This window comes from Streptomyces sp. NPDC048650, from assembly GCF_043199095.1.
Lineage (GTDB): Bacteria > Actinomycetota > Actinomycetes > Streptomycetales > Streptomycetaceae > Streptomyces.
On record NZ_JBICVM010000004.1, the window covers coordinates 221,805 to 246,680 of the forward strand.

Here is a 24,876-nt window from a genome sequence, read left to right on the forward strand (position 1 = left end):
CACATCAAGCACGAACACATCACGCGCCCCCCGGCGCGTCAATGCGACGTGTGAACTGAGCACACGCGTTCAGCGTATCAGGAGCACCATCCCGATTCACGGGGTTGCGGGGACCTCGACTCGCAGCGCATCCGACAGGCGTATCGACGTTGACTTAGTTCACGGTTGCCACCCTCACGACGGGTACGGCGTCACCGACCGAACCCTCAACTGCGCCGGTCCCCCGACGAGACGGCGCCGTGGATCTTCCACCGGTCGACCACCACACCGCCGGACAAGGATGCCTGACGGGGCATAGATTCGGATGCTCACTGTCCCGGGCCGAACCTCTGGACGGACGGCAAGACCTGTGCACCGGTAGGGAAAGGAAGCGCATGCGCGCCCAGGAGATCACCTTCCTCAAGCTCGTCCAGGGGGACAAGCAGTTTCAAGTGCCGCTCTACCAGCGCACCTACAGCTGGGGCAGGGAACAGCTGACGCGCCTCTGGGAGGACGTCGGTGAACTCGTCGACCAGCACCTCTCCGGTGATGCCGCGGCGCCGCACTTCCTCGGCTCGGTCGTGCTGGCCCCTGGCCAGATCCAGGCCGGCGGCGTACAACGGTGGCTGGTCGTGGACGGTCAACAGCGGCTGACCACACTGATGCTGGCGTTCACCGCTCTGCGCGACCACCTCAAGGAGACCGGGGATCCACGCGGCGTGGACCGCGTGCACCGGCAGATACTCGTCAACGAATTCCACGAGGGCGTCGACCACTACCGGCTGCTGCCCACACAAGCGGACCGGGAGGCGTACACCGCCTGCGTCCAGTCGCGGGCCGAGGCCGGCGGCGGAGACAACATCGGTGCGGCCTATCGGTTCTTCCGCGGTGCGCTCGCCGAGGGCCGGGAGACCGGCGACGAACGATGGATCGCCAGCGTCGAGACCGTTCTCAAGGACCTGCTGTCGATCGTGGAGATCACCGCCGAGAGCGGCGACAACGTCTACCGCATCTTCGAGTCGATCAACAACACGGGTGTCGGGCTCAGTCAGAGCGACCTGCTGCGCAACTACGTGTTCATGCTGCTGCCCAAGCGGGGTGAGCGGGTCTATCAGGAGCTGTGGCTGCCCATGCAGCAAAGCCTCGGCCCGAAGAACCTCGAACTCCTCGTCTGGCTGGACCTGGTCGTACGCGGCCACCACAAGACGAAGCAGAGCGAGATCTACCGCGAGCAGCAGAAGCGGCTCCAGCCACTGGCCGGCGACGAGGACGCACTGCAGGGCGAGGTCGCGCAACTCGCCGAGCGCGGGCGGCGGTTCCTCCGCATCGTCCAGCCCCACCGCGAACCCTCGCCCTCACTCCGCGCGGTGCTGGAGCGCCTCGCCGCCTGGGGCGGTCAGACCCACTATCCGCTCGCACTCCACCTGCTGGACCTCGTCGACACCAGCAGCACGACTCCCGACGACGCGGCGCAGGCCCTGCTGTACGTCGAGTCGTACCTGGTGCGACGCCTCATCTGCCAGACGCCGACCACCGGGCTGAACCGGATCTTCATGGAGGCGCCGAAGGAACTGGAGACCGACCGGCCTGCGGCCGAGGCCGTCCGACGGTTCCTGTCCGGCCGGCGCCGGCGGTGGCCGAGCGATGACGAACTGCGTGAGGCGATCCGCAGCAAGCCCTTCTACTGGAGCGGTCGCCCTCCGCAGCGCAGCTACATCCTGCGCCGCCTGGAGGAGAGCTACCGCCCCACCGAACCCGTCGACTTCGCGAAGGCGTCGCTCAGCGTGGAGCACATCCTCCCGCAGCGCCCGGCCCCGGCATGGTTCGAACTGCTCGCCGACGAGACGGAGTCGAACGAGACGCCCCAGGAACTGCACGACCTTCTGGTGCACACGCTCGGCAACCTCACACTGACCGGTGACAACACGAAGCTCTCCAATCATCCCTTCGACCGCAAGCAGCAGATCCTCGAGTCGAGCGCCCTGCGCATGAACTTGGAGATCGCCTCGGCGCAACGCTGGGGCAAGGCGGAGATCCTGGATCGCGCCGACCGGCTGGCGGGGCGGTCGGTGGAGCTGTGGCCCGGTCCGATCGGCGGGGTCAAACCGGCCGGTGAGGAGTGGGCAGGCTGGGCCGAACTGCGCGCGGCGCTGGTAGCGATGCCGAGCGGCACGTGGACGTCGTACGGCGATGTCGCCGAGCTGATCGGCAGCCACCCGGTACCCGTCGGCACGTACCTGGGCTCCAACCCGGCGGTGGTCGGGGCCCACCGGGTCCTCACCGCGGACGGGAAGGTCTCTCCCGCCTTCCACTGGCCGGACGGCAGTGACCGGCAGCCGCCGGAGGACCTGCTGAGGAGCGAGGGCGTGAGGTTCGACCCCTCGTGCCGGGCTCATCGTTCGCAACGCCTGACCGCCGCGGAGCTGGCCACCCTGCTGGGCAAGGACGTTGCGCAGCAGGACTCGCACGACCCGCTTCCCGACGGGGAGGACGCGGCGGCGGCGGAGCGGTTCCGCACCCAGTTGCAGGAGCACTGGCCGGAGGCGTTCGCGGGGGTCCGGTCGGTGCTCGACTTCTGGCGCCGACAGGGCGGCTACACCGACTACGGTCGCCATGGGGAGACCAGCTGCTTCCCCATGCTGGACGCCGGCACCAGCCAGCGGCCGCACCTGATGTGGCCCGTCGCGATCTACCCCGTGAGCGGAACGGTCGAGGTCGTCTTCCAGTACCTCAAGGACCGCAGCCCCTTCGACGACACGGAGCAGCGCCGCGAGCTCCTGCACCGCCTCAACCAGATCGAGGGCATCGACCTGCCGGAGGCGAAGCTGGAGCTGCGTCCGTCGTTCCCGGTCCAGGTCCTCGCGGAACACGGTGACGAGATCTGCGGGGTACTGGACTGGTTCGTGCATACGGCGGCGCTGGACCTGGCGCGTCGGGCGTGACCCTCGGGCCGGACTGCCGTGCAGGCTGCGGCAGTCCGGCGGCCGGCCGAACCGCAGCGGCCTCCGATGCGTGCATGCGGGGCACTCGAGCCGGCGCAGACGCTCCCGTTGCCACGCCGGGGCTCAGAAGAGGGCGTCCTCGGCGCCCGCACCGAAATCGGGTCCCCCTCGCGCGGCCGACTGCCTCTTGCGCTTCCGGACGGCCTCGACGGAGGGCGGGGGAAGGCCGGGGTGCTTCTCCCTCACCTTCGCCTCCGACGCCTGCCCCGTACCGAGGTGGACCTCATCGGCGTAGGCCTGGTGGTTCAACTGGCGCAGCCGGTCGATGATCTCGGTCCGGGCGAGCAGACCGATGGTGTAGCGGGTGCCCTGGTCCGATTCGTGGAAGCCGTGGTCGAGCGGGAACGTCTCGTGGGTGGGGTCGGCGGGTGCGGTCTGCCCGGAGTCGTCCAGGAGGTCGTCCCAGCCGTACGCCTCGATGACGGCCATGTCGATCTCCCGGTGGATACGGCGCAGCTCGACGAGGTCCGCCTCCTGGCAGGACTCGTCGTGGAACAGGTTGTAGGTGTCCGTGAGGCCCATGCTCCTGGCCGTCATGAGGTCGCTTCGCCAGGCGTCGAGTCTCAGGCCGGCGGCGTGCAGACGACTCGTGGGCTGCGGACGTACCAGTGTTTCGAACACGTCCGTCGGCGCGTAACGGAGGTCCCCCTTCATGGTGCCGGCGTTCTCGATGGCCCACCAGTAGTGGGGAGCACTGCTGAGAAGCGCCAGCAGCCCGTGATCATCGGAGGCGAAGACGGCGAGTGCATTCGTGAACACCTGGCGCGCGGGAATCCTCATCGGCAACACCGACTTGCTCACAAGCGTCATGGCCAGACAGTGGTCGAGCCCTTCCAGCGCGGCGAACATGTCCGCCCGAGGGCGCCAGTACTGCCACCACCTCTCCATCAGACCCGGGTACGCCTCAGGTCTGCCCTGCGCACGTTCCACCTTCACCGTGCGCTCCAGATAGCGGAAGACTTCCGGGTACGCTCGCGCTTCCTCCTCTCTCATCTCACCGAAGTTGATGACCGTCTTTCCACCGCGGGACGCGGGACCCCCGTTCAGCGTCTGGCCATTGAGGTAGGGGAATATCACGGCGTCCACGTCCACGCCCGCGTCCCGCCACTGACCGACCTGAGCGGCGTCGACCTGGAAACCGTCCCCGATCAGGTTCACTCCGTTGAAGGAAATCCCCTTGGCGACGTCGAGCTTCTCGACCCACGACGGCGCTCGGGTCTCCGGGTTGAGAGACGGAGTGATACCGCCACTGAACTCCAGGTCTCCCAACCACCGGAGGGTGGATCGGGGTACAGCGGCGGACAGCCATGCGGCGCAGTACTCGAGCGCGGCCGATTTCGCCGGCCACGGGGCGCTCTTCACCGCTCCCCGGATGGTGTGAGAGCGGGACAGCTGGTCGAGGCCGACCTCCCTCGTGTCGCCCTGGGAGAGGGTGTTGGTCGCCAGGAGGCCGATGTGGCCACGCCGGCCGGAGAATTGGCTCGCGCGCAGGACGAAATAGGCGACGAGATCGGCGTTGGTTCGCCCGACGCCATTCGCCAGATATTCCACCACGTACGCCCTGTAGGCACTGCCGAACGCCGCGCTGACTTTCGGTCCGCCCAAGAACGGCGGGTTTCCCACAATCGCGTCGAACCCACCTCTGAGCGAGAACACCTCCGGAAACACCAACGGCCAATGCACCGGCCGCCGTTCCAACGCCCCCTCCGGCAGTTCCGCCGCCAGCCATTCCTCCGCCGTGGCCCGCGCCTCCCGCACCACGTCCGAGTCGTCCTCGACCCCGTCCTCGACGATCTGCCGCACGATCCACGCCGCCTGCGGGAACAGGTCCCTGACCCGCTCGCCGCCGTTGCGCGCGTACCACTCCACACGCCCCGACGCACAGGTCGCCAGCGCTGCCCCCGCGATCAGGTCACCCACCAGCCGCAGGCGTCGCGAGTGCCGGTTGACCTCGTCCAACCGCTCCCGTTTCTGCTGAAGCGCGGCCAGGTCCACACCCTTGATGGCGGTGATCGCCAGACGTTCCCGCGTCAGCTGGTCCACCAACTCACGGGCCTGCTCCGCGAGAATGTCGGACTGCTGTGCCGGCTTCATGTGCACGGACTGGATCTGCTCCATGGTGTGGACACCCAGCAGCGAGTCTCCGCACACCAGCCGGTCGTCCAGGAACGTGAAGGGGCGCCCCGGGTCCATCGACACCAGCCACAGCGACAGCTTGGCCATCTCCACCGCCATCGGGTTGATGTCCACCCCGTACAGACAGTGCTCGATGATCTGGCGGCGGGCCTCGACGACCACCGGGTCCTGTTCCGCGTCGGCCGCCGTCACGGCGTCCACGGCGCGCCCCGCGCGGTAGCTCACCGCGTCCGTGCGGCCCTCGTTCTCCCAGGCCTCTATCAACCGGTTGCCCAGGTAGCGGCAGGCCGCCACCAGGAACGCCGCCGACCCCATCGCTATGTCGGCAACCTTCAGATCGAGGATCTGCTCGGAGGACTTCAGGCGCCACTCCCCCGTGTCCGCCGTCTGGAGCGGGCCCGGCTCGTACACCAAGGGCTCGAGCGCGTGCAGCACGACCTCCTCCGCCAGGAATCGGGGGGTGTAGTGCGTGCCCGTGTTCTTCCGCAGCGAGGACTCCGCGACGTACAGGGCGCCGTTCGGGATGACCGTCGGCAGGCCGCGCAGGTCGTCGCGGAGGATGCCGACGAAGGGCAGCAGCCGCTCCGTGAGCGCCGGGTCCTTGGTCACCGCGTTCAACCGGCGCCGCGCCTCGGCCGCGTCCTCGGCCCCGAGCGGAGCGAGCCGCTTCTCCAACTGACCTGCCGTGGCGGGGGGTTTGGGGTCCTTCCACTTCTCGTGGAGGGACTTCGCCAGCGCCTTCACCGACGTACCCGGCGATGCGGCGGCCCTCGCCGCCAGGGACTCCAGCTCCCGCAGCGGCACCTCGTGCTCGAGCCCCTCCGGGCCGATCAGCCCCACCATGTGCTCGGTCGCCCGACGGCCGTCGAAGGACAGCAGGCCCTCGTAGACGTAGCCGATCTGCTCCACGCCCAGTGCCCGGAAGCTGAGCGTGCGGACCTCGCGGGCCTTCCCCTTGCCGACCCGGACCTCCTGCACCGCCTGGAGCATGTGGAGCACCGTACGGTCGTCGATCGGGAGGAGCGGGGTGGTGCGCTCCAGCCAGGGATACGCGTCGGGGTCGAAGATCGAGCCGTCGTACGCGGGCAGGTGGAAGTCGGAACCGGAGTGGTCCACTCCCCCGTGCACGGCGTGGAACAGCGCGATCAGCCGGTGCCACGCCGACGTGGTGTGCTCCAACGAGGTCTCGAGCTCCTCGGCCGCGCGGGCCTTGAGCTCGTCGCGCAGGAAGCGGGCGGAGTACGACCGCGCGTAGATCTCGTTGTCGGCGGGGAGCAGGCCGCGCTCCTCGGCGAAGAGGAGGAAGACGATGCGCATCATGACCGCGACCGCGCCACGGTAGACCTCGCGCGCGCTGACGCCGGACGCGTGCAGGCCGGGGGCGCCCTTCTCGACGGCGCGGACGTCAGCGCGGCCGATGGCGTCGACGAGGAGTTCCACGGCCTGCCGGACCTGGACGCCGAGGGCCTCGGTGACGTCCTCGCCGGCCGCGAGACTGGCCTTGAGCAGGCCCACCAGCGTCTCGGCCTCCTCGTACGCGAAGAAGCGGCGGCGGCGCAGCAGCGACACGAAGGCGCGGACGACATTGCGTTCGGCGGCTTCGTTCCAGCCGATGGAGTCGAAGACGGCCGTGGTCGTGACGCCCCCGACCGGGGCCCAGACCAGGCACCACCAGCGGCCGTCGGTGACGAGTCCGAGGGGGACGCCGTGGTGGCGCAGGAGGCGGGCGAGGCGGTCGGTGGGGGCCGCGGCCCAGTCGCCGCCACCGCCCGCGCGGGCGGTGGGCGCGGTGCCGGCGGGGACGGTCATGCCCAGGAGCTGTACGCGCTTGGCGACGGACTCGGTGTCGGGCTCGGCGGCGAGGTCGGTACCCGGTTCGAGGAGGGCGAAGTCGGGGCGGACCTCGGTGTGGTGCTCCGCCACACGCAGGGTGAGGCGGTCCAGGCCGTGGTGTTCGGTCCCGCCCAGGCGGAGGGTCAGGACGTCCTCCCAGCCGAGGAGGCGGCCCAGGACGTACGCCACCCACGCGTCGCGCCCCGCCGTCGTGTCGGTCTGCCAGTCGGCGTGGCGGGCGCGCAGCCGGGCGCGTTCGTCCTTCTCCAGGGTGTCCAGCTGGGGCCAGGCACGCAGCAGGACGGGCATGGTCAGGAAGGGGCCGGAGACCTCGGTGAGGTCGAGCCACTCCTGGTGCTGCCTGCGGCCGTCGGCGGCCTGGGCCTTGGCGGCGGCTGCTCCACGGCTCATGGGGCGGCGAGGGCTCATCGACGGGCTTCCTTTGCGGGGACGACGAAGACGACGGCGGCGGGGAAGAGGTGGGAGCGGGGCTCGTCGTAGCGGGCGGCGATGGCGGCGAGTTCGCACTCGCGCTCGGCGGGAAGGCCCTCGAGGCGTTCCCGCCAACGGCGGCGGTCGTCCTCGAACTGCCGGCGTTCGTGGCCGGTCAGCTCGTGGGTGGAGAGCAGGGCCAGCTGTTCGCCTTCGCCGTCTCCCTCCTCCTTGAGTTTGGCGCGCAGGGTGGCCTCGAAGCGGTCGAGGGTCGCGGTGATGCGGCGCTCCTCCTCGGCCCGTCGGTCGGCGAGCCGGCTCTCCAGCCGGCGGCCGAGTTCGGCGGCGCGCGCCTCCAGCGACCGGTAGAGGGGGTCGCGGAGTCGCGGCCATGCCTCGGTGAGTTCCGTGCGCAGGTGCGGGGCGGCCTCGGTGCTCTCGGAGAGCGCACGCGACAGGACCCGGCCCTGTTCGTTCACCGACTCCCAGCGGCGGAAGCGGCCCGTGTCCCCGAACCAGCCGCCGGCGTGGAGGACTTCCTCGTGGAGGCGGGTGCCGTCGGCGCCGACGAGGACGTAGCGCGCGTAGGCGGAGACCAGGGTCGTGGTGATGGCCGGGTCGTCGGAGACGACGGCGGTGACGCGGTGCAGGCCGACCGATTCGGCGTTCCAGACGGCCGCGGTGAGCAGGCGTGTGGAGAGCGCGACCAGCGGGTGCTTGAGGTGGGCGAGGACCACATCGTCGCGGCCCTGTGCGGCGACCGCCGGGGAGAAGGTGAGGGGGCGCTGCTCGCCCTCGCGAAGCTTGTGGGCGAGGCCGCGGGTGGCGCGCTCCCAGCTTCCTGAGAGGGGCTGCACGTCGAAGAGGTCGCCCGGCGCGAACTCCTCGGCGCGGGCCGCGGACGGCAGGAGGGGCGGCTGGTTGTCGAGGGCGAGGGCGGTGTCGACGACGCGTTTGACGTTCGCCGGGCTGAGGCCGAGGGACGACACGGTCTCCTCGTACTGATCGGCCAGCCTCTTGGTCTGCGCGGTGACGTTCTGCTCGGGCGCGACCTCGCCGCCCGTGCGGCGGCCCTTGATCGGCCTGGGCTTGGCGTGCTCGATGTCGAGAGGGGCGGTGTCGCCCGTCATACGGCGCTGTACGGCGTCGGCGAGAACGGCGTTGACGGAGCCGAGGTCGTGCTCCATGCGCGCGACCTTCTTGGCCACGCGGGAGAGGAACTCGAGGTCGGCTTCGTACGAGCCGGCCTCTGCCTGCTGCCATCCGGAGCCTATGAAGTGGGTGATCTCCGGGTCCTTCGTCTGCCCCCAGCGGTCGATGCGGCCTATTCGCTGCTCGAGCTTGTTGGGGTTGAAGGGTATGTCGTAGTTGATCAGGCGGTGGCAATGGTTCTGCAGGTCGATTCCCTCGCCGGCGGCGTCGGTCGCGAGGAGGATGCGGACCGTGCCCTCGGGACGGGACGGCTCGGTCTGGAAGCCGAGGCGGATGCGTTCGCGTTCCTCGGCGGACAGCCCGCCGTGCAGACGCTCGACGCGGCCGCCGTCGGTGAGCTCCTCCTGCTGGAGGAGCCCGTGGAGCCACTCCTGGGTGTCGCGGTACTCGGTGAAGACCACGACCCGCTCGTCGGTCCACCGTCTGCCGTCGGACGTCCGGCAGATCGCCTTGAGGGTGTGGACGAGGGCCTCGGCCTTGGAGTCGGGTGCGGCCTCGTGGGTGAGGGCCCAACGCTCCATGTGCTGCAGCAGGTCGAGTTCCCGGCCGTCCTCGGCGGGGGTGAGGGAGGTGGAGCGGGTCAGGGCGTCGTCCTCGGCGTCGACGAGGCCGGTGTCGTCCAGGTCGGCGACGAGGTCGGCGAACTCCTCCAGCCACTCGGGGACTTCGGCGGCGGCTGCGCGGCCGCGCGCCGGGCCGGTGTCCTCCAGGTGGGAGAGGTAGACCTGGACGGTGTGGAGGAAGGCCGCCGGGGAGGAGAACAGGCGCTTCTTCAGCAGCAGCGTCACCAGGTCGGCGGCACGTCGCCCGCCACGGGCGGTGGGCGTCAGTTTCTTGCGGCGCAGCTCGGCGAACGACCCGAGCAACCGGTGGATCTCCCGCTCCTGCGGCGTGTAGTCGACGGGGAGTTCGAGGGTCCTGCGGGTGCGGAAGCGGGGCGTGCCGTCGGCGTGGGTGACGGTGGACTTGAGGCGCCGTACGACGGTGTCCCTGAGGGCTTCCCTGTCGGGTTCGACGCCGCGGGCGAACCGCTGGTCGTCGATGAGTTCCAGGAGCGCGGTGTAGGACTCGGGATAGCCGTTGTGCGGGGTGGCGGAGAGGAAGAGCCGGTGCTCGAAGTGCGGGACGAGGCGTCGGATCAGCTTGGTCTGCTGGGAGTCGACGGCGTACACCTGCTTGGGCGCGGCGGGCGCGACGTGGTGGGCCTCATCGAGGACGAGCAGGTCGAATAAGCGCTTGTGCTCGCCGTCGGGGCTCTCCTCGGGGGCGCCGACGACCTCGTCGAGGAGGCGCTGGGCCTTCTGGCCACGCAGCCAGGGCAGGGAGACGATGGTGAGCGGGTGGACGCGGAAGGGGTTGGCGGCCGTGCCGTGCGTGCGGCGCAGCCGGGCGCAGTGCTCGGCGTCGACGATGGTGAACTCCAGGCCGAACTTCTCGGCCATCTCGTCGCGCCACTTGAGGGTGAGGCCGGCGGGGCAGACGACCATGGTGCGGCGGGCCCGGCCGCGCAGCAGCAGTTCCTGGACGACGAGTCCGGCCTCGATGGTCTTGCCGAGGCCGACGTCGTCGGCGAGGAGGAGGTTGACGCGAGGGGCGCCGACCGCCCGGGAGACCGGCTCCAGCTGGTACGGCTCGACGGCGACGCCCGAACGGAACGGTGCCTGGAGTGTCTTGGCGTCGGCGGAGGCGACGGCGGACCAGCGGACGGCGTCGAGGAACGCGGCGAGGCGGTTCGGGGAGTCGTACGAGCCGTTGGCGGCGTCGGGAAGGGATCCCGCGGGCAGTACGCGACGGCCGGGCTCCACCTCCCAGATGACGGAGAGGGTGTCGCCGAAGCGGCCGTCGGCGACGGACTGGAGGTGGAGGAGGGTGGCGGTCCGGCCCACTTCGTCACCGGCGGCCGGGGACGGCTCGACGCGGGCGACCACCCAGGACTGGCCGCGCACCTCGACGAGATTGCCCTCTTCGGGGAGTCGCGGCGCCCTCCGGCGTTCGGTCCCGCGCTGAACTGCTGGCGTCATGGGCGCTGTTCCCCCCGGTGTCCCCTGCAGCCGTCCGTAGACAGTGGCCTGTCTCCCCACCGGAACGGTGCGACGGGAGCGTAACACGAAGCGTCAACTGTGAACAGAGCTTACACAGTTGGGCTCGTTCCGCAGCGCATGTCAGGCCATGCGACGCAGCCGGTCCAACAGGACGCGGCTGCGCACCCGCCGGGCGTCGGCCGCGGGCAGAACCCTCTCCTCGTGGTCGGCCGAGCGCCGCAGCAGTTCCGCGGCCGCCTGACGCTCCCCCGTACGCACCAACAGCACGGCGATCTCATAGCGCGTGTCCAGCACCGCGAGGTCGTCCGGCCCGAGCAGGTTGCGCTGCTCGGCCAGGACCGACCTCAGCTCGTCCAGGGCCTCGCGGGTGCGGCCGAGTGCGCCCACGCACAGGGCGGCTCCGGCTCGAGCGGCGAGAAGGTCGGCGTGCGCGAGGTCGGCGGCGGCCATGATTTCCCCGTACCCCTCCAGGGCGCGCGCGGGGTGACCGGACCGGCGCAGGGCGGCGAGCTCGGCCGGCCGCGGGTGCGCGGCGGTCGTCGCAGCAGTCGTGGCCGGTGCCGGGGACCAGGCGGCGAGCAGGGCGGCCACCTCCGCCGCGGATGCGGGCCGATCCTCGGGCCTCTTCTCCAGAAGCCCCGCCACCAGAGCCCGCAGCCCGGACGGGACGCCGGAGCGGCGGTCGGCGAGCGGCGGCACGGGGTCGTGCGCGTGCCGGTGGTAGAGCAGGAAAGGGCCGTCGCCGGTGAACGGCGGTACGCCGGTGAGGAGTTCGTAGAGGACGCAGCCCAGGGAGTAGAGGTCACTGGCGGGCACGGTCTTGCCCACGGCCTGCTCGGGTGCCATGTAGACGACCGTGCCGAGCGCGGCGTTGGCGGCGGTGAAGCGCGTCTCGCCGAGCTGGGGTTCCAGGGCGGCGGCGACACCGAAATCGAGGACCCTGATCTCACCGTCCGGCGTGATCATCAGGTTCGACGGCTTCAGGTCGCGGTGCACGACATTCTGGCCGTGGGCGTAGGCGAGCACGTCGGCAGCGCTCCGTGCGACGTCCGCGGCGCGCTCGACAGGCAGCGGGCCCTCGCTCTCGAGCACCGCGTCGAGGGCGCGGCCGGGGACGAGGTCCATGACGAGGTAGAGCTCGCCGCCGTGGCTGCCGTGATCGTGGACGGCCGGGATGCCCGGGTGCGCCAGCCGGCCGGTGAGGCGCGCCTCGCGCAGGAACCGGCGCTCCAGCGTGGCGCGTTCGGCGTCGCGGATGCGGGGTGCGAGGAGTTTCACGGCCACTTCCCGGCCGTGCGCACGGTCGTGTGCCGCCCATACGACTCCCATGCCGCCCCGGCCCAGTTCGTGCGTCAGGTCGTACCGCCCCAGGCTTCGCCGCATTGCGCCCGTCCCCAGTCCCGGCGCTCGCGGCGCCTGTCCCACCCGTACGTCCGGTGCGGCTCGGCGCACCCGGTCGGCGAAGGCCATCCTCTCACCGTTCACACGGGCCTCGACCGCTCGCGGAACCAGGAAGCCATGGTCCCGACCGCCACGGGGCGGCGCCCGGAAGGGAGGACACCGCCTCCGCACCTGCCCCGCACGCCTCGACCGAGAATCGACTGCAGCTGGTGGCGATCGCGCAGCACTATTCCCGGCTCAGCTCTTGCATTTCTCCGATCCTCCACATCTCCCACACCACAAACCCGCACTTTTGCACTGTGAACAAAGTCAATGAGCGTAGTAGCCTTCCATGAACACGGCCGCTGGGACGCCGACCAGCTCAGCCGGCCAAGCCCCCCGGAGACCGTTCGATGAGTACCCCCAATGCCGTACCCGTCAGCTTGGCCGAGATCGCCCGGATCGCGGGCGTGGGCCGAGCGGCAGTGAGCAACTGGCGCCGCCGCCATGACTCGTTCCCCACCCGCATCGGCGGGACCGACGTCAGCCCGCAGTTCTCCCTGGCAGAGGTCGAGCAATGGCTGCGGGACAACGGCAAGCTCAAGGCGGTCGGTGGCCGCGAGCTCCTGTGGCCGCGATTCGAGGCGCTCGGCAGCATGGACGAGTCGGGCCTGGCCGTCGCCGAGGCCGCCCGCCGGATGCGCTCTCCCCGCGCGCGGGTCTCACCCTTCGAGCTCTCCGCGGAGGCACGGAAACTGGCGGGCGAGGCGGCCCGACTGGGGCGACGGGAGGGCCCACGCGAAACCTTCGAATTCCTGCTGCAACGGTGGCTCGAAACGCATGTGCGGCAGCTCAGCACCACACCCCCACAACTGGCGTCGCTGATGACCCGGATCGCACTCGCCGTCCGGCTCGGTGGGAGCGAGGAAGGACTGACCGTCTTCGATCCGGCCTGCGGCACCGGACACCTGCCCGCCGCCGCCGCGCGGGAATACCGTGCGGCCGGCCTGACGGTGTTGGCGTGCGAGCGGGATCCGGCTCTCGCCGCGCTGGCCTCCGCCCGGCTCGGATTCATCACCGAGGACCGAGACGTCCATGCGGAGATCGCTACGGCCGACGCACTGCGCAAGGCCCCCTTCGCCGGGGCGCGCGCCGACATCGCGCTCTGCAACCCACCGTTCAACGAACGGGATTGGGGCTACGAGGACCTCGCCACCGACCAGCGCTGGACACACGGGCTTCCACCGCGGACCGAGCCGGAGTTGGCCTGGGTGCAACACCTGCTCTCCCGCCTCAGACCCGGGGGTGCGGCGGTCATCGCCCTGCCGCCTGCTGTCGCGTCACGCAAGGCCGGTCGCCGCATCCGTGGCTCCCTCCTGCGAACCGGCACTCTGCGAGCGGTCGTGGCCCTGCCGCCCGGCAGCGCACAACCGCACAGCGTGTCACTCCAGTTGTGGGTCCTGCGGGCCGCTCCGGACGGCCCTGCCGCTGCTCCGGCCGGCCAGGACGCACTCCTCATGGATGCCACACGCTTCGCGGGCCCCGGCACGCGCGAACCGGGGCCCCAGTGGGACGCTCTCGGCTCCTTCGTCCTCGCCGCCCTGGAAGCGCTCGACCACCCGGACGACGATCTGCCGGAGGGCGCCGTTCGCGTGCCCCTCCTCGATCTCCTGGACGACGAGATGGATGTCACCCCAGGGCGCTACACCGCATCGAGCGCGGAACCTTCGGGCACCGAACTGGCCGCGTTGTGGAAGGAGTTGGGTACGTCGCTGGCCGACCTGACCGGTCACGCCCAACATCTCTCCGCACTCGACTTCGAAGCCGAGGCCCTGCAGACCACGGCCGGCGTGGGGGACCTCGTCAGAGCCGGTGCCCTGACACTGCGCGCCGGGCAGCAGCCCTCGGAGGGCGCGCCGCCCTCCGGTGACGCCGCCGTGCCACTCCTGACCGTGGCCGACCTGCTGAGGGACGGGCCCCCCAGTGGGTCACTCTCCGCCGACTCGGCACACGCCATCGCCGAGGAGGGCGACGTCGTGGTCGCGGGCGTGATCCGGGCCTTCCGGGCCTGGGTGCACGAAGGACCGCCGATGGCCCTGGGGCCCCAGCTCTACACCCTGCGGGTGGACCCGGAGAAGTTGGATGCGCACTTCCTCGCCGGCTGCCTGCGCGCGCCCGCCAACGGACGCCAGGCGGGCACCCACGCCTCCAGTTCGTCCCGGGTCGACATCCGGCGTCTCCAGGTACTCCAACTCCCCCTGGAGGAGCAGAAGGCGTATGCCGGGACCTTCCGTCGCCTCAGTGCCTTCGAGGCGCTCCTCACCAGGGCGGGCGGTCTCGGCAAGGGGCTGGTACGCGATGTGAGTGATCGACTCGCGGGGGGCGGGCTGACCGTCTGACGGCGTCGCACCACCGGCCGGTGAGCGCGCCCGGCCGCACCGGCCCCGAGCGCGGTCCGCCCGCCGCGCGCGTCCCGCCGCCTCAGTGGCCCCCGTTGACGGCCGCCCGCCTCACGGCGCAGGCCCCGACGTGCCACCTCTTGAGGATCTTCGCGTACTCGCCGCTCGTGATGAGGCGGTCGAGGGCTTCCCGCACGGCGTCACGCAGGGCCGTCCTGGCCCTGGCGACCGCTATGCCGTAGGGAAGCGGGTCGAGCTGTCCGCCGCCGAGTTCGAGGGCGTCGCCGCCCGCACGGGTCGCTGCCGTGTGGGCCGCGACCGGGAAGTCGTCGAGGCAGGCCGCGGACCGGTTCTCGACGACGTCGTCGTAGACCTCGGCCGACGAGTCGAACTCCCTGAGCTTCACCTTCGCGGGGAGCTTCCCGTTCAGCTCGTCCAGGTAGCCGCGGGCGAACGAGCCGCGCTGGACGGCGACCGTCCTGCCGGACAGGTCCCCGGGCCGCTTGATGCCCTCCGGATCGCCCCTGCGGACGACGAGCGCGAGACCGGCACTGAAGTAGTCGATCATGTCGACGCCGCTGCCGGTCTTCGTCCCGTCCACGCGCCCTTCCTGACGGCCCTTGGTGTCGGCCATCGCCGACATGACCAGGTCGAAGCGGCCCGCGTCGAGGCCGGGGAGGAGGGCGTCGAAGGCGGCGTTCGCGAACTCGACGCGCACGCCCAGCTCGCGGCCCAGAGCGTGGGCGAGGTCGACGTCGACACCGGCGGGACTGCCGTCCTTGACGAACTCCATGGGCGGGTAGGTGACGTCCGAGCCGACGGTGACGATGCCCTTGTCCCGTATCTCCTTCGGCAACCGGTCGGACGGGACCCCGGTGGAGGGGGTTCCGCCGGGCGTGGAGCTGCCGGACGGCTTCCCCGTTCCGCCGGGCCCGGCCCCGCTGTTCGTGCCGCCGCCGGTGCCGTCCCCGCCGTCCGGCCACAGCGTCCAGGCCAGCGCCCCGCCGCCGGCGACCACCCCGGCGGCGGACAGCGCGGCGAGCACACGGCGTCGGCTCGGGCCCGGGCGTGGGGCGGCGGGACTCGGGCCGTACCACCCCTGCGCCGGAGCGGCGGGCGGCGGCGCCGGGAGGCCCGCCACCGTGCTGGTCGGCAGCCGGTCGAAGGCGACCTCGGCGGACCCGTCGGCCGAGGGCCGCGGCGCGAACGCGTCCTGGGACCTGGGGTCACCGAGCTGCACGGACAGACGGCGCAGCCGGACGGCGACGGGCTCCGGCAGCCAGTCGCCGTACGGGCCCGGGGCGCCCACCCGCGCCATGAGGGCGGGCAGCGTGGGTCGCCGCGCCGGCTCCTTCACCAGGCAGTCCGCCGCCAACTCCGCGAGGAGAACGGGTAGTTCGTCGAACCGAGGCTCCTCGTGCACCGTGCGGTACATGAGGATCTGCGGCTCGGCGTTCCCGTACGGGCCGCCGCCCGTCGCCGCGAAGACGATCACGGCGCCGAGCGCGAACACGTCCGCCGCGCCCGTGACCTCGGGGCCCGTCATGACGAGCTGCTCGGGCGCCATGAACCCCGGAGTGCCGAGGGCGGTGCCGGTCGCCGTCAGGGCGGTGTCCTCGGCGGAGTGCGCGATGCCGAAGTCGATGACGCGCGGGCCCCCGGCGGTGAGCAGGATGTTCGACGGCTTGAGGTCGCGGTGCACCAGGCCGTGCGCGTGCACCGCTGTCAGTGCGTGCAGCAGACCGGCCGTCAGCGGCCGTACCACGTGCTCGGGCAGCGGCCCGCAGTCGTGCACGGCGTCGGTCAGTGAGACACCCGGCACGTAGTCGGTCGCCATCCAGGGCACGTCGTCGTGCGGCGCCGCGTCGACCACCGGCGCCACGAACGGCCCGCCCACCCGCTGGGCGGCGGCCACCTCCCGGGCGAACCGCGTCCGGAAGCGCCGGTCGTCGGCGAGTTCGGAGCGCGCGGTCTTCACCGCCACCGTCCGCCCGTCCGCCGCGCGGCCGAGATAGACCCGCCCCATGCCGCCACCACCGAGCAGCCCGATGATCCGGAACGGACCGATCTGCCGCGGATCGTCCTTCGCCAGCGGTCGCACCCATACCGTTCCTAAAGCCTGAGCAGGAGTTGCACGTGCTCAGCCGAACGCACCGAACGGTCTTGGGCGTTCTGGTCCACCGCGTTCGTTCCGCGTCCAGCACGCACGGATCGTGTCCGTGATCCGGGTACGAGGGGGCGGTTTCCCTCACGCCCTCGGTCACCGGGTCGGGCCTGGGCGGTCCGATGCCCGCCGGCATCGCTCTGGTGCTGGCGGGGCGGTGCCGTCCGTCGTCTGATCCGGTGTCCGAGGGCGCGTCGTCCGATCGCCACGCTGGCCACCTCGTGGCGGCTTGCGGGGCGTTGTGGTGTGGTGAGGGGCTTTTGCCAGTGCTCAGCGCCCCACATGCTGGTGTAGGCGGGATCGACGGCGATCACGCCGATACCGGCTTCCGCGCACATGCTCAGTAGGCGTGCGCGGAGTTTGCCGGTGGGGATGCCGGAGATGAGCTGCCGGAAGCGTTTCTTACGGCCGTGCTTCTCACGGGTCTTGGAGTCGGTGAAGTCGAGGTCTTCGATCGCGATGGCCTGCGCGCCGGTCTGCTTGGACCAGTGCAGGAGCCGGGTGAGGGCATGGCGGAGCTGGGCGTCGCGGTGAGTGGCGCTGCCGGACAGGTCGTAGTCGAAACGGCGCGGCGCGCCCATCGGGTTGCCGTGCTGGTCGAGCCGCCATGCGGCGAGGTGATCGGCGTTGGTGTCCACACCGACCACACCACCGGCCCGCAGGGCGTCCAGCGGGATGACGGGCAGGTCTTTGCGGGTCCAGGACGCGTCCAGGTACCAGCGCCCGGAGGCGGCGTTGTAGTGGATGCGGTAGGCCACGGCCCGGTTCGCCTCGATCCGGTCGCGCCATTCATCACCCCGGTGCGGAAAGCTCACCTTCGCGGCGAGGACGTACCGGCCGTTCTTGGCGTTCGCCAACTCGGCGAGCGGGGCGGGCAGCTTGATACTGACATCCCCGTCCGGGCTGACGCGGATCGTCTCGTTGCCGAAGCGTTTGCAGGACTCGCCGTCAGCGGTCAGGAACCAGCGTGCCGCCTCCCACTCGGAACGCCACTGCTCGGGTGTCCTGTTCGCGGCGGCCAGGTTGTGACGCTGCTTCAGCAGCCGCCTGCCGCCCCGCACCACCGACACCCGACCGGCCTCACGTTCGGCCCGGACGCGTTCATATGCGCTCTCAAGAATCGCCAGGCGACGCGTCTTTACGAACCACTCGAGTTTGGAGCGGTAGCCGCCCGGCGCGCCCCGGCTGCCCTTCTCCCCGACAGGGAGAGACAGGCGGTGCCGCATGGTGCGGATGCCCGCGTCCAGCGATACGAGGTGCTGCCACTGGGCGCGCCGGGACAGGCCCCACTGATCGTGCATGTTCGATGTCACCGAACCGGCCCAGCGCGACGACGACTCGGCGGTCAGCTCCCGCTTCCGGGCGGCCCACGTGTCCGTGGAGTGCTCCAGGCCATCACGACAGCGCCGGGCCAGATCAGCCGACGCCAGCCGACCCATATGCTCGCCGATGGTGCGCAGCACCTTCTCATCATCGGCGCTGAGGCCCTTGAGCCGGTCCCGGATACTGACGCCGGACGGCCCGTCAGCGACGAACGGCCGGGCGATCGTCCGCAGAGGCTTCCGCTGCCGGTCAGCCATGCCGCGCGGCCTCCAGCGCCTTCTGCGCCCGGTTCTTCGCCGACCTGCGGCCGTACAGACGAGCGCAGAACGATGTCAGAACCTCCACCACGTCACGCACCAGGTCGTCTTCCACTTCACCGTCATCGAGAACGACGAGGCGACGTCCGTGCGCGGACAGCGCTGCCTCAACGAGTTCGACGTTCATCCGCCCGAGACGGTCTTTGTGTTCGACCACGACCGTGGTCACTGCCGGATCGGCCAGCAGTCGCTTCGCCTTGGACCGGGCACCGTTCATCCCGGAGGCGATCTCCGACTCCACGCGGACCACGCGGTGACCGGCCTTGGCAGCCCACCCCGACAGCCGGGCAACCTGGCGTTCCAGATCCGCCTTCTGATCGTGGGAGGAGACGCGAGCATACAGGCCCAGGCCACCGACCGCCTCCGAGGTTGCGGCGGCGTCGATGTTGACCAGGATCGTGCGCGGCCCAACACGCCGAGCGGGCACGGGAAGTGTCCCGTTCTTAAACCAGCGATACGCAGTGTGGGGACTCACCCCCTGAGCCCGTGCCCACTCAGTCAGATTCACGCGAAAATCATAGCGCAACTAAATTCAGCTCATGCACACTTACGTACGCTCAATCGTCAGGCAGTTTCCCACCCCCACCCGTACCGGCAGTGTGTACGGCAGTATCCCGCACACCCGCGCGCGACGGAGGTGGTGCGGCGGCTCCGCCGGGCCGAGCGATCCGTCGGGTCCCCGTGCTACCAGGGCGAGATCGGCTGAACGCCGATGCGGCGCCCCTCCTCGTCGAGGAGATGGCCCATGCGTTTCGCCGTGTGCAGGCCGACGATGCGGTCGGTCACCGTGAGGGTGGGCAGCCGGGCGCACAGGGCGGTCTCGCGCCGCTGGATGTCACCGAGGTCGTGCACCCAGAGCGTGGCGAAGATATTGGCGGGACCGGTCACGGCCGCGACGAGGCGGCACTCGGGCTGGGCGGCGAAGGTGCGGTGGACGGTGCCGATGTCCCGCGCGGGCACCTGGCCGAGCAGGGAGACCGGGACGGGATGCCCGGCGAGCGCGGCGGCGATGTCGCAGCGGAAGGTCAGGACCGCGGAGTCCGTGAGGCGGCGCAGGCGGCGGCGGACGGTGGCCGGGCTGGTGCTCGTGCGGGCGGCGAGTTCGGCCAGGCCGAGGCGGCCGTCGCGGACCAGCTCGTCGAGCAGGGCCCGGTCGACGGGATCCCACGCGAGGGTGCGGGCCGGCTCCCGCGCCGCGGGGCGGCCGAGCGCCGTCAGCTGGGCGGGGTCCAGGGAGCGCAGTCGCCAGCGGCTGCCCTCGACGTACAGCGACGTGGCGAACAGAGCGCTCACCGAGACGATGCCGGGCAGCGGATCCAGCTTCTCGTGGAGGAAGCGGCTGAGCGAGGGCAGGTCGGGGGCCAGCACGTCGAGGAGCAGGTCCGCGCTGCCGGATCCGGTCAGCTCGATCGTCACGGCTTCGGGGAGCGCGCTCAGTTCCGTCATGAGCCGGGACCGCTGCTGGGGGAGGCAGCGCAGCAGCACGAAGGCCGTGCAGCGGTTGCGGCTGAACTCCGGTCCCGGCGCCGCGTACACCCAGGCGAGCCCCGCCCCGGTCAGCCGCTCCCAGCGTCGTGCCAGGGTGCCCGCGGTCACGCCGAGCAGCGGCGACAGCTCCGACCACGAGGCCCGGGGGCGCAGTTGGAGGGCGTTCACCAGGGCGAGGTCGAGCTCGCTGGCGGTGACCGTTTCTCGCATCACATGCACTCCGTACGTACGAATCCATGAATATTCGGGGCCGTCCGCGCCTCGGCCCGCACAGTAGCCACCACATCCGGTTCCGGCCACCAGACGATCCAGAGGTGAAGCTGTGTTCACACGCCCATCGGGAACGGGGCGCGGGCGCGGGGCGCTGAGCTCCGGCCCGGGCATGCTCGCGGCGATGGCCTTCGTCATCCTCTTCAGCGGCATCGTCCAGGGCTATCTGACGCCGCTGCTGCCCGAGGTCGGCCGGCGCCTGGACATCGGCGCCGTGGGGCAGAACAACATCTACCTGCTGTCCCAGCTGGCCTTCGCGGTGATGACGCCGCTGTTCTCCCGGCTGGGCGACCTGTACGGGCACCGCAGGCTCCTGCGGGTGGCCCTGGCGATGGTGGCGGGCGGCTCGCTCCTGATCGCCGTGCGGCCGTCCACCGTCACCCTCTCCGTCGGAGTCGTGCTCCAGGGCGCACTGGTCGGCTTCTTCCCGCTCCTCGTGGGCATCCTCCGCTCCCGCGCACCCGAGCGGAACCGCGCCGGGATCTCCCTCCTCGTGGGTGTCCTGCTCATCGCGATCGGCGTGGGCGGCCTCGTGGCGGGCGCGCTCAGCGAACGGCACGCGGAGGCGGGACTGTGGACGGCCGTCCCGGTCGCCGCCCTGGCCGTGGTCGCGGGCCTCCTCCTGCCCGACAGCGCCGCACCGCGCGGCGGGCGCTTCCACTACGGAGCGGCGGCCCTGCTCACCGCGGGCCTGGTGGCGCTCGTCCTGGTCCTCGCGCAGGGCAGTACGTGGGGCTGGGGGGCGCCGCGCACGGTCGCGCTCGCCGTCGCGGCCGTCGCCGTCCTCGTGGCCTGGGTGGCGGTCGAGCGGCGAGCCGTGCATCCCTTGGTCAGCGTGCGGCTGCTGGGCAATCGCCGCCTCGCGTTGGTCAGCGGCTACACCTTCTGCGCCGCGTTCGGGACGATCGGCTTCCTCGGCGCCAACGCCCTCTTCCTGGGCGCCCCGCGGTCCCCGGGCGGCTACGGCATGGGCCTGGGGCCGCAGGCCATCGCCACCCTCTCGCTGGCCATGGTCACCGCCGGATTCGCCGGCTCGACGCTGACCCCGCGCCTTGCCCGGCGGCTCGGTGACCGCGCCCTGCTCGCCACGGGCGGCGTCCTCATCGCGCTGGGCTTCCTGGGGATGGCTCTCTTCCACGACACCCTCGGCCAGTACGTGGCCTCCGCCCTCGTCGTGGGGCTGGCGACCGGACTCTTCGAGTCGATCACACGGACCCTGTCGGCGGAGGTCGTCGAGGAGCGGGAGACCGCTCTCGCCGTCGGCCTCAACGAACTGGCCCTTTCGCTCGGCGCGGCCATCGGCGCCGCGGTGATCGGCGCCTTCTTCGCGGCCCACCCCGTACACGGCACCACGCACATCGCCGAGTCCGGATTCGTGTGGGGCTGGGGCGCGTGCGCCGGCACCGCCCTCGTCGGCACGGCCCTCGCCCTGCGCTACCGCGCCCCACGCGGGGCGGACGCGACCTACGTACCGCAGCCGGCACAGAACGGAGAACTCGCATGACGGACCCTGTTGGCGTGCACACGACTGCCACGCACACGACCGCCACGCGCGCGACTGGCACACACACGCCTGGCACACACACGACGGACGTGCACACGGCTGACGCGCACTCGACGGTGACCGAGGCCGTGCGCTCCTGGAGCGAGCGGCTCGTGGCCCTCAGCCACGGCCTCCACGACGAACCCGAGACGGCTCTCCGGGAGCATCGCTCGGCCGCGAAGATCGCCGACCTCCTGGAGTCGGCCGACTTCGCCGTCACCCGGGGCGTCGCCGACCTCCCCACCGCACTCGTCGCCACCCACGGAACAGGCGACCTCGTCATCGGGTTCTGCGCCGAGTACGACGCCCTGCCCGGCATCGGCCATGCCTGCGGGCACAACGTCAACGGGGCCGCGGCCGTCGGAGCCGCGCTCGCACTCGCCGCCGCCGCGGACACCCTCGGCCTGACGGTCAAGCTGATCGGCACCCCCGCGGAGGAGGACATCGGAGGGAAGGTGCTCCTCCTCGACGCCGGAGTCTTCGACGACGTGGCCGCCGCGATGATGGTGCACGCCGCCCCCGACGACAGCGTCGGCGCCTCCTCGCTGGCCATCGGAGCCTGGGACATCACCTACCGCGGCAAGCCCTCGCACGCCGCGCTCGCCCCCTGGGAGGGCGTCAACGCCCTCGACGCGATGACCGTCGCCCACACCGCCGTCGGGCTGCTCCGCCAGCAACTGCCGCCCGGTGTGATCGTGCACGGGATCGTCACCGACGGCGGCCAGGCCGCGAACGTCATCCCGGCCCGCACCCGCGCGCGCTGCGAGGTCCGGGCGCCGAACGTCGAACAGCTCGCACAGGCGTGGCGGCGGGTGTGCGCCTGCTTCGAGGCCGGGGCCCTCGCCTCCGGGGCCGAGCTCGAACTGCGCCGACACGGAAGGGATTTCGCCGATCTCCACCAGGACCCGGACATGACGGAGGCGTACGTCGGAGCCCTCGGCGAACTGGGCCGGACGGCGACGTCGCGGCACGGCGAGACGATGGCGTCGACGGACATGGGCAATGTCTCCCAGCTCATCCCCACGATCCATCCCACGATCGGCTACGACACGGGGGGCGCCACGCAGCACACCCCCGAGTTCACCGCGTACGGCAAGAGCCCGGGCGCCGACCGGGCGGTGCTCGACGGGGCGACCGCGCTCGCTCTGACCGGCGCCGCTCTGGCGACGTCACCGGCCCAGCGCAGCCGGCTGCTCGACGGGGTGCGGAAGCGGCGACGGAGTGGGCCCGCGCGGTGATCACGGACACGACGGTGCGGGGCGGCGCGGCAGCGGTCCTCCGATGAGGTGCACGGCCCTCAGGCGGCGCCGAAGAGGGCGTGCGCCGAGGGCGGGTGCCCTCAGGACGTTCCGTGGCCCTCGCTTGCGGCCAGGACGAAGGGGTGTCCGGCCGGATCGGCATAGCGGCGTATGTCGTACGGCCCGCCGTTCTCCTTGGTCTCCAGGGGGCGGGCGCCGAGGCCGACCGCCTCGCGTTCCGCCTGGTCCATATCCTCCTGGGGGACGAGAAAGTGCAGATGGGCCTGTTGTGATGTGTCCGGGCGCGGCCAGCTCGGCGGCGCGGCGCCGTGGTCGCGCCGGACGGCGATGCGCACTCCTGAGGGCTCGACGACCTCGAAGTAGTCCGGGTGACTACCGACCCTTGTTTCGCCGCCGAGGAAGTGGGCGTAGAAGTCGGCCAGCTCCTGCGGTTCCGCGCAGTCCAGCACCAGAACGCTGGTCTTGGTGACGGCCATTGGCGTCGCTCCCTACCGGGCGGGCCGGGCGCCCGCCGTTACGGAGCGGTTACCCGGAAACCGTTCCGCAACTCCGTGCGGGCGCCCCCAGCCGCACGCCGGGCGGCGGCTTCGTCGCGGTCCGCTCGAAGCCCTGCCGTGGGCCGCCCGACGCCAGGCGGCATCAACACCCTCGCGGGAAGCGGTTTTTCATCGGTTCCGCGGGTAGGCGCTGCCAGCAACGGGGTTCCCACACGAGAAAGCGGCGCAACGAGCGACAGAGAGGGGCAGTCATGATGGTGACGGCGACAGAGCAGGCGGCGGTGGGCCGTGCGAAAGGCTCCGGCCCTGCGGACCCCGTGGCCCTGCCGTCGGCCGACGAGGTGCGTGACGTTTCGCCGCAGGATGCCCGTCGGCTCTCCGGTCTGTTCTTCGACCGCCTGGCCGTCCTGGACGAGGGCACGGAGGAATACCAGTACGTCCGCAACACGCTCATCGAGATGAACCTGTCGCTGGTGCGCTATGTCGCACGCAGGTTCCGCAGCAGCGGGCAGGACATGGAAGACGTCCTACAGGTCGGCACGATAGGTCTGATCAAGGCCATCGACCGGTTCGACCGCTCCCTGGGCAACGAGTTCACGACCTTCGCCGTCCCCTGCATCACCGGTGAGATCAAGCGGTTCTTCCGTGACACGGCGTGGTCCGTGCATGTGCCCAGGCGCCTGCAGGAGCTGCGCGTCCACCTGGCCCGTGCGCGGGAAGCCCTGGAAACCCAGGGCGTCAACGAGCCCACCGTCGCCGATCTCGCAGCGCACCTGGACCTTCCCGAGGACGAGATCATCGAGGGCATGGTGGCCTGCAACGGCTTCCACGCCAACTCGATCGACCGGCCCCTCGAAGCCGACAGCGGCAAGCAGAAGACCGGTCTGGTCGAGGACCTCATCGGACACGACGACCCGCGACTGGCGCTGGCCGAGGACGTGCAAGCGCTCAGGCCGCTCCTGGAGAAGCTCGACGAGCGTGACCGCACCCTCATTCAGCTGCGCTTCGGGGCGGAGATGACCCAGACCGAGATCGGCGCCGAGCTCGGTGTCACGCAGATGCACGTCTCGAGGCTCCTGGCCCGAGTCCTGGCCACCCTGCGCGAGGGGCTGCTCACCGACGCCTGACCGCCACGCCCGCGCCCTCCCCGCCACGAACGGGGCTCGGCGGGTGACGCATGACGCCGGGCCGCACTTGTCATGCCTTCGGCATGTCGGAGAGGGCGCTACGGGGCCTCGCGCAGGAAAAGGGCCCCACAGCTGTGGCAGATCGGGACGCTGCCGGAGCCCCAGTCGTCAGCCGGCCGGGTGGCGGCGTCGGCAGAGAGCTCTCGGCCGCACATCGCCGTCAGGCCCTCCTCCCTGACCACGTGCCACGTCTTGACGGCGGGATCAGGGGTTTCCGGGTCGGAACCGTTTCGGTATTCAGCGCGCAGTTCGTACTCCACGAGGCACCTCCGGTCACATCATGCCCCGGTCGGGCCGGATCTTCCGTCCGACGCGGGCCCGCCACGCCCGGTCGCCGGCCTCCCCCGGCAGGAGTCGGGTGCCGCGCCGTCGGCGAGACCGCCGCGACGCCGCCCTACGGATTCGGGCCGCCG

At 71.2% G+C, this 24,876-nt stretch carries 14 protein-coding genes; 5 read left to right on the plus strand and 9 right to left on the minus strand.

From position 1 onward, the window contains the following. Positions 1–374 precede the first annotated feature (374 nt). Positions 375–2,921, plus strand: a complete 2,547-nt coding sequence (locus tag ACGFML_RS13440; RefSeq protein ID WP_393543117.1) for a DUF262 domain-containing protein — start codon at positions 375–377, stop codon at positions 2,919–2,921. 123 nt (positions 2,922–3,044) lie between these two features. Here ACGFML_RS13440 and ACGFML_RS13445 read toward each other — a convergent pair whose 3' ends face one another. The 3 genes from ACGFML_RS13445 to ACGFML_RS13455 form a co-directional block, all read right to left on the minus strand. Continuing rightward, positions 3,045–7,361: an Eco57I restriction-modification methylase domain-containing protein gene (locus tag ACGFML_RS13445; protein WP_393543119.1), complete on the minus strand. Its 4,317-nt coding sequence runs from the start codon at positions 7,359–7,361 to the stop codon at positions 3,045–3,047. Positions 7,362–7,375: 14 nt separating this feature from the next. Continuing rightward, positions 7,376–10,615, minus strand: a complete 3,240-nt coding sequence (drmD, locus tag ACGFML_RS13450; protein ID WP_393543121.1) for a DISARM system SNF2-like helicase DrmD — start codon at positions 10,613–10,615, stop codon at positions 7,376–7,378. 141 nt (positions 10,616–10,756) lie between these two features. Continuing rightward, complete coding sequence (locus tag ACGFML_RS13455; protein WP_393543123.1) at positions 10,757–12,019, minus strand: serine/threonine-protein kinase; 1,263 nt, start codon at positions 12,017–12,019, stop codon at positions 10,757–10,759. Positions 12,020–12,429: 410 nt separating this feature from the next. Between ACGFML_RS13455 and ACGFML_RS13460 the strand changes: the two genes are divergently transcribed. Then, positions 12,430–14,415, plus strand: a complete 1,986-nt coding sequence (locus ACGFML_RS13460; protein ID WP_393543125.1) for an N-6 DNA methylase — start codon at positions 12,430–12,432, stop codon at positions 14,413–14,415. A gap of 82 nt (positions 14,416–14,497) precedes the next feature. Here the strand turns inward: ACGFML_RS13460 and ACGFML_RS13465 are convergent, their stop codons facing one another. From ACGFML_RS13465 to ACGFML_RS13480, 4 genes are all read right to left on the minus strand, one after another. Continuing rightward, positions 14,498–16,516 (minus strand): bifunctional serine/threonine-protein kinase/transporter substrate-binding domain-containing protein, encoded by a 2,019-nt coding sequence (locus tag ACGFML_RS13465; protein ID WP_393543127.1) that lies wholly within the window; start codon positions 16,514–16,516, stop codon positions 14,498–14,500. A gap of 11 nt (positions 16,517–16,527) precedes the next feature. Next, positions 16,528–18,159, minus strand: coding sequence for an IS200/IS605 family accessory protein TnpB-related protein (locus ACGFML_RS13470; RefSeq protein WP_393543129.1), 1,632 nt, complete (start codon positions 18,157–18,159; stop codon positions 16,528–16,530). Beyond that, positions 18,152–18,727: an IS607 family transposase gene (locus ACGFML_RS13475; protein ID WP_393543131.1), complete on the minus strand. Its 576-nt coding sequence runs from the start codon at positions 18,725–18,727 to the stop codon at positions 18,152–18,154. The genes ACGFML_RS13470 and ACGFML_RS13475 overlap by 8 nt, the downstream gene beginning before the upstream one ends. 176 nt (positions 18,728–18,903) lie before the next feature. After that, complete coding sequence (locus ACGFML_RS13480) at positions 18,904–19,917, minus strand: Lrp/AsnC family transcriptional regulator (protein ID WP_393543133.1); 1,014 nt, start codon at positions 19,915–19,917, stop codon at positions 18,904–18,906. Positions 19,918–20,101: 184 nt separating this feature from the next. Here ACGFML_RS13480 and ACGFML_RS13485 point away from each other — a divergent pair, with 184 nt between their 5' ends. Beyond that, positions 20,102–21,481 (plus strand): MFS transporter, encoded by a 1,380-nt coding sequence (locus ACGFML_RS13485; protein ID WP_393543134.1) that lies wholly within the window; start codon positions 20,102–20,104, stop codon positions 21,479–21,481. 89 nt (positions 21,482–21,570) lie between these two features. Then, the gene (locus ACGFML_RS13490) at positions 21,571–22,758 is read left to right on the plus strand and encodes an amidohydrolase (protein ID WP_393543136.1); all 1,188 of its coding nucleotides are present in this window, start codon (positions 21,571–21,573) and stop codon (positions 22,756–22,758) included. A gap of 101 nt (positions 22,759–22,859) precedes the next feature. Here the strand turns inward: ACGFML_RS13490 and ACGFML_RS13495 are convergent, their stop codons facing one another. Further along, on the minus strand, positions 22,860–23,255 hold the full coding sequence (locus ACGFML_RS13495) for a VOC family protein (protein ID WP_393543138.1): 396 nt from the start codon (positions 23,253–23,255) through the stop codon (positions 22,860–22,862). Between the two features lie 275 nt (positions 23,256–23,530). Here ACGFML_RS13495 and ACGFML_RS13500 point away from each other — a divergent pair, with 275 nt between their 5' ends. Further along, on the plus strand, positions 23,531–24,403 hold the full coding sequence (locus tag ACGFML_RS13500; RefSeq protein WP_393543140.1) for a SigB/SigF/SigG family RNA polymerase sigma factor: 873 nt from the start codon (positions 23,531–23,533) through the stop codon (positions 24,401–24,403). A 98-nt stretch (positions 24,404–24,501) separates the two neighbouring features. Here ACGFML_RS13500 and ACGFML_RS13505 read toward each other — a convergent pair whose 3' ends face one another. Beyond that, positions 24,502–24,723 carry a hypothetical protein gene (locus tag ACGFML_RS13505; RefSeq protein WP_393543142.1) on the minus strand — a complete coding sequence of 74 codons (222 nt, stop codon included), beginning with the start codon at positions 24,721–24,723 and terminating at the stop codon, positions 24,502–24,504. Between the last annotated feature and the right edge of the window lie 153 nt (positions 24,724–24,876).

What these genes read in the sequence shown, in the direction of transcription:
- ACGFML_RS13440 (WP_393543117.1), top strand. Translation starts at nt 375, where the DNA reads ATGCGCGCCCAGGAGATCACCTTCCTCAAGCTCGTCCAGGGGGACAAG.
- ACGFML_RS13445 (WP_393543119.1), bottom strand. Translation starts at nt 7,361, where the DNA reads ATGAGCCGTGGAGCAGCCGCCGCCAAGGCCCAGGCCGCCGACGGCCGC.
- drmD (WP_393543121.1), bottom strand. Translation starts at nt 10,615, where the DNA reads ATGACGCCAGCAGTTCAGCGCGGGACCGAACGCCGGAGGGCGCCGCGA.
- ACGFML_RS13455 (WP_393543123.1), bottom strand. Translation starts at nt 12,019, where the DNA reads ATGCGGCGAAGCCTGGGGCGGTACGACCTGACGCACGAACTGGGCCGG.
- ACGFML_RS13460 (WP_393543125.1), top strand. Translation starts at nt 12,430, where the DNA reads ATGAGTACCCCCAATGCCGTACCCGTCAGCTTGGCCGAGATCGCCCGG.
- ACGFML_RS13470 (WP_393543129.1), bottom strand. Translation starts at nt 18,159, where the DNA reads ATGGCTGACCGGCAGCGGAAGCCTCTGCGGACGATCGCCCGGCCGTTC.
- ACGFML_RS13480 (WP_393543133.1), bottom strand. Translation starts at nt 19,917, where the DNA reads ATGCGAGAAACGGTCACCGCCAGCGAGCTCGACCTCGCCCTGGTGAAC.
- ACGFML_RS13485 (WP_393543134.1), top strand. Translation starts at nt 20,102, where the DNA reads ATGGCCTTCGTCATCCTCTTCAGCGGCATCGTCCAGGGCTATCTGACG.
- ACGFML_RS13495 (WP_393543138.1), bottom strand. Translation starts at nt 23,255, where the DNA reads ATGGCCGTCACCAAGACCAGCGTTCTGGTGCTGGACTGCGCGGAACCG.
- ACGFML_RS13500 (WP_393543140.1), top strand. Translation starts at nt 23,531, where the DNA reads ATGGTGACGGCGACAGAGCAGGCGGCGGTGGGCCGTGCGAAAGGCTCC.